The following is a 4,669-nucleotide window of genomic DNA, read 5'->3' on the forward strand; positions in this document are numbered from 1 at the left end:
TGGAGGAAGTTCTACCAGTTCTGCGTTGCGGTGCTCATGCGTGAGGGTGGGCCCGCGTAAGTCAACGCACGTTGACTTAGAAGAGGGGTGTCGATGCTACGTCAACGCACGTTGACTTAGAAGACGTCTGTTGATGCCGGGTCAATCTATGTTGACTTAGCCTTCCCTTGCGGTATCTCAAGAACCAAAATATTGGAAGTTCATACCATTGTTCGTGAAGAAGTACAGCAGAGAGGACCAGATCACGATGGCAGCCTGGGCCGCGGACTGCGCCGAGCGGGTGCTCCCGTTCTTTGAGGAGGCCTGTCCGGAGGACGACCGGCCGCGGAGCGCCATCGAAGCGTGCCGGGGGTGGGTCCGGACGGGTGTGTTCAGGATGGTCGAGATCCGTGGGGCGTCCCTCGGTGCTCATGCCGCCGCCCGCGATGCGGAAGAGGGGAGCGCGGCTCAGTTTGCCGCCCGGGCCGCAGGCCAGGCGGTGGCGACCGCACACGTCCCCCAGCACGCCTACGGGGCGGCCTACTATGCCCTCAAGGCCGTCGCGGCGGCTGACCCCCTGAATGCCGTAGCTGGTGTTGCTACGGAGCGGGAGTGGCAGGCGGAAAGGCTTCCGGAGGGGCTGAGGGATGAGATCATGGAGAGGATCGTCGTTTTAGAGCACGGGGGCGGGGTTTTTGTTAAACTGATGAAGGGGGAGGGGTTTTGATGGTTTAGCTGTTTGATTTTTTGGCGTTCAATATGTACGGTTTTGCCGCAGTGAGGGCAAACGGTTTTGATCGATCTTTCCTTTTGATACACGACCCTGACATATTTGGTGGTATAGAGATCAGACTCCTCATCTGGAAGCAGAGGGCGATCATTCGGAGAGTTAAATGTGTCAAAGATTCGCAAATTGTTTGCGATATCCCTTTGTATAATGAAAGATTACTGGGATTCCATCCGTATGATATGTTTATTTTTATAGATGTCGCTCATTTAAAACAATCGATCAATTCATGCTAAAGAAGACATATTTTTTGTAGGGTGTGAAAGTGGCTTTATTTAAGAAAATTGCAGATCCGGTTTTGGTATCAGGTAGAGAAGACCAATCTGTAGACATTAAAATCGTCAAAAAACCAATGATCTGTCTGATTGATACAGACAATACAGTAAAAAGTGACCTAACTAGATGTGGTTTAACTATTTCATCTGGGACACTTGGAACACCGGTGATTGTTCCAAACGAGAAGGAATTTCGTTACCGTTGTTGTCTTCCAAATTACCAAATACCTTCAAATCTCCACGAATACGATATTGTCATAGTTGATGTAAGGGATGTTGAACTCAAGGAATATATTGCAGATGAACACACAAAGACTTACACCACAGGGGCACCTTCGGCATATTTTAAATGTGCATATCCTGAGACTGTATTCGATCCGAGACCCTTTGGAGCAAGCCAAGTTCGCTTACAGATCTCTGAATTGCTAAATAATGGAGGATTGTTGATTGTTTTCGCGGGGGAGAAACGTTATAGAGTTGAATATAAATTTGTGGCTATCACTTTGACGGGCTCACAAGATGGTGGATCGGAAGGACATCTTATTTATGATTTTATACCCGATTGTCTTATCCAAAACAATAAATCAGGGGAACAAATATTTGTTGAGAGGGCGCAAGGTTCCCTTTTTAGTTTATTGGGGCGATATTGCGAAAATTGTCGGTATCATGTGACTATTCATGACTTTTCAAGTAGCAAGAAGAATACAAGTTTCTTCCCATTACTTAGAAACTCATCAAATGAGGTTGTCGGATATTTGCAAACATATGGGGATGGGGCAATTATTGTTCTTCCGGACATTCATGATAAGTCCACATTTTTACATGAATTACTAATGAATGAATTGCCTGCAATGTTTCCTCGTATATTCCCTTATCACACGCAGAGTCGATGGTTGGAAGAGGAACCCTATTACCTTCCGAATCAAGAAAAATTGATCCAAAAAAAGGATGATGCCGTTGTGGAGTTTGAAAAGCGAATATCTGAAATTGAGTCTGAAATTGCTGAAAATATAGAGAAATATTCGTGGCTCCACGGGCTCTTAACAAAAGATGGTGCAGAACTAGTTAGGGACGTACAAAAGTTTTTGGAATGGTTGGAATTTGATACTGTAAGGTACATGGATGATCCTGATAAAAAAATTCAGGAAGAAGATTTGCAAGTAGATGTGTCACAGGGATTACTTGTTATCGAAGTAAAGGGGATTTCTGGGACCTCTAAAGATGAAGATTGCAGCCAGATTAATAAAATAAAATATCGAAGAACTAAAGAGAGGGGCTCTTTTGACGTTTATGCCTTGTATATCGTCAATCATCAAAAGCACCTCCCTCCGTTGGAACGAGAAAATCCACCATTTAAGCCTGAACAAATTATAGATGCTCAGAATGAAGAAAGAGGTTTACTTACGACTTGGCAGTTATTCAACCTCTGCTTTTCTATTAGGGCAGGTGGAATAACAAAAGAGGACGCTAGAAAATCACTGATCGAATTCGGTCTGGTAAATTTCAAACCACATGGCTGTGACGAGTTAGGTAAGCCTATAAATGTGTTAAAGGATGGATCTGTTGTTCTATTTGACACAAAAATTCCGATGTCAACCGATGATTTCCTAATAATTCTGAGAGATGAGCGTTATCACAAAGCAGAAATTCGATTTATGAAATCAAATGATGAAACTATCCGAAAGATCGAATCGGGCCCAGTTGGAATTGAAATAAATGTCCCCGCAAAAAAGTCTGACATCTTTCTACTCAAGAGGTCGTCTTAAAATGATATATTTTAGTAAATAATACTTCAGGTCGTGATATTTCGGGAAATTGATGATGGACAGATTACGTATGATATCAAGTGTACCGCCGTTGCCATGCTTTGGGACGGTGTTTGCACCCGCTAAATCATCGAAGAGACTTCAAGCCCTCTACTGTATTTCAGCAGGGTGTGTGAAAGGGGTCGTGGCCGCAGGAGAGGCAGACTGCGATCTGATCTTGGGTGTTCCATGGGGAAGAGGATAGTAACTAGGTAGTCAGTCCGTTGGTTAGTTCTCATGAAATTGGAGATTTTCAATATTTCGATCTCTCTGTTTTAATTATGGAATCCTTCATAATCGGCATCAACTCATTTTCTGGTGTTAGAATCATTAAATGGCCTTTTTGCGAGTCCTCAATAATATACACGCTTTTTAGGATCTGACCGTCACTTAAATAAAGATTCATCTTTTTAAATGGTAAAAGTGAGACGGCACTTACGATAAAGTACCAGACTATGAATGTTAATCCAATATAGACAACAGATAGAGCGTTGAAGTTTAAGCCGATGCCTAGCAGTGGAATTAGTAGTGTGAGCGACATCATTGCCTTCAAAAAATCATCCTTTTTTGAGACCGTATGACCAAAGGCGCCCCTTAGGGAATATACTTCGTTATGAAAAAGACCTGCTTTAATATCCTCATTAGTATAATACGGATTGCAGATTGAGAGAGCTTCGTAGTCTTGAAGTAGTTTGGCTGATTTTAAAAAGAGGGGAATAAATACCAATTCTGTAAGCAATAATAGTCCTACTAAAACAATGGATTCGAACAATTGCTGTTTGATAACGAGTAAATAAATAACTAGTGGTATTAAAATTAAGTAGTTGAAAAATCCAAAAAATGATATTAACGAATCAATATACTTTGTTTCTACATTCCCCTCAACATCATATATCATGACCCCTTTTCGTCTTATAAAGTTAAAGAATGTGAAAAATCCAATAATATATGCAAGAAATACTGGAAGACCAATGAACGTGGGAATTTGAGACACCAATGGAGATAGAAATTGCTTGGAACTCTCAAAATAATTGAAAAATGCTATTGCAGCACTTAGATGACTATTATAGATCACTGCTAACGTAGAAAAAAACGTGACAAGTATCGCAAAAATGACAAAAAAGAATAGCATGTAATATTTTAGAACCTGATCGGTCGAGTCTTCATTGCCTCTTAGAGAGGATATATTTTGCAAATATAGCCATGACGCATATCCCAATAAAATAACCGAATTTATCGAAGTAAGGAATAAAAATATCTCAATAGGGCCTAAAGAATTAAACTGATTTATCACAGTTTTGTTAATATAATTGATGGTCAGCGCAACAAAGACCATCGGAACAAAAATTACCTTATTCCCAAAAGAAAAGGAGTTTGTTACCATTAATGTAGAGTAAACAAAGTCCCTATATATTATCTTTTCATTATGATCTTCTAGTTTAGCTGGTAGACTGTTCGGGTGCGCGGTTCCTCTCCCTCCTCTTATCTTCACCCCACCTCCCGCAGATCCCTCCGTATCCGCCGCCGTTGGTACCACTCCACCACCGTACCCAGCGCATGGTAGATCGGGTTGACCGGCACGTCCACGTAGTAGCGTCTCCCCTTCTCGAGCCACCCCTTCCCGGCCCAGTAGGCGTGATCTGCGGGAGCTCGTTCGCCCAGTTCATCGCAGGGCGCCCTCCCGATATGAAACGCCATCACATCGAAGAGCCCCGGCCTCGCGCGCGTTTCCCTCCGGAGCGCGGCAAGAAAGGCCTCTGCCGCCGCCTGCAGTTTCTCTTCGTTCTCCCGCAGCCGGTAGGCGGGCAGCGGGCCCATCGTCG

General features: G+C 43.1%; 5 protein-coding genes. 3 read left to right on the forward strand and 2 right to left on the reverse strand.

The genetic code is table 11. The annotated features are described in order from the left end of the window. Positions 1-208: 208 nt before the first annotated feature. The 3 genes from NC238_07480 (at position 209) to NC238_07490 (ending at position 3,051) form a co-directional block, all read left to right on the forward strand. On the forward strand, positions 209-706 hold the full coding sequence (locus NC238_07480) for a hypothetical protein (GenBank protein ID MCM1565780.1): 498 nt from the start codon (positions 209-211) through the stop codon (positions 704-706). A gap of 325 nt (positions 707-1,031) precedes the next feature. Then, on the forward strand, positions 1,032-2,807 hold the full coding sequence (locus NC238_07485) for a hypothetical protein (protein MCM1565781.1): 1,776 nt from the start codon (positions 1,032-1,034) through the stop codon (positions 2,805-2,807). 70 nt (positions 2,808-2,877) lie between these two features. Beyond that, the gene (locus NC238_07490; GenBank protein ID MCM1565782.1) at positions 2,878-3,051 is read left to right on the forward strand and encodes a hypothetical protein; all 174 of its coding nucleotides are present in this window, start codon (positions 2,878-2,880) and stop codon (positions 3,049-3,051) included. Between the two features lie 48 nt (positions 3,052-3,099). Here NC238_07490 and NC238_07495 read toward each other — a convergent pair whose 3' ends face one another. Together NC238_07495 and NC238_07500 are read right to left on the reverse strand one after the other, a co-directional pair. Continuing rightward, entirely contained in the window at positions 3,100-4,338 is a 1,239-nt protein-coding gene (locus tag NC238_07495; GenBank protein MCM1565783.1) for a hypothetical protein, read from the reverse strand. Beyond that, on the reverse strand, positions 4,335-4,669 hold a 335-nt coding region (locus tag NC238_07500; GenBank protein ID MCM1565784.1), incomplete at its 5' end, for a hypothetical protein. The genes NC238_07500 and NC238_07495, both read right to left, overlap by 4 nt.

Origin of the sequence: Dehalobacter sp., from assembly GCA_023667845.1 — a bacterium.
In the GTDB taxonomy this organism is placed as follows: Bacteria; Bacillota; Desulfitobacteriia; order Desulfitobacteriales; family Syntrophobotulaceae; genus Dehalobacter.

Bases quoted from the DNA above. Each gene is read 5' to 3' on its own strand.
- NC238_07490 (MCM1565782.1), top strand. From the start codon at position 2,878: ATGATATCAAGTGTACCGCCGTTGCCATGCTTTGGGACGGTGTTTGCA.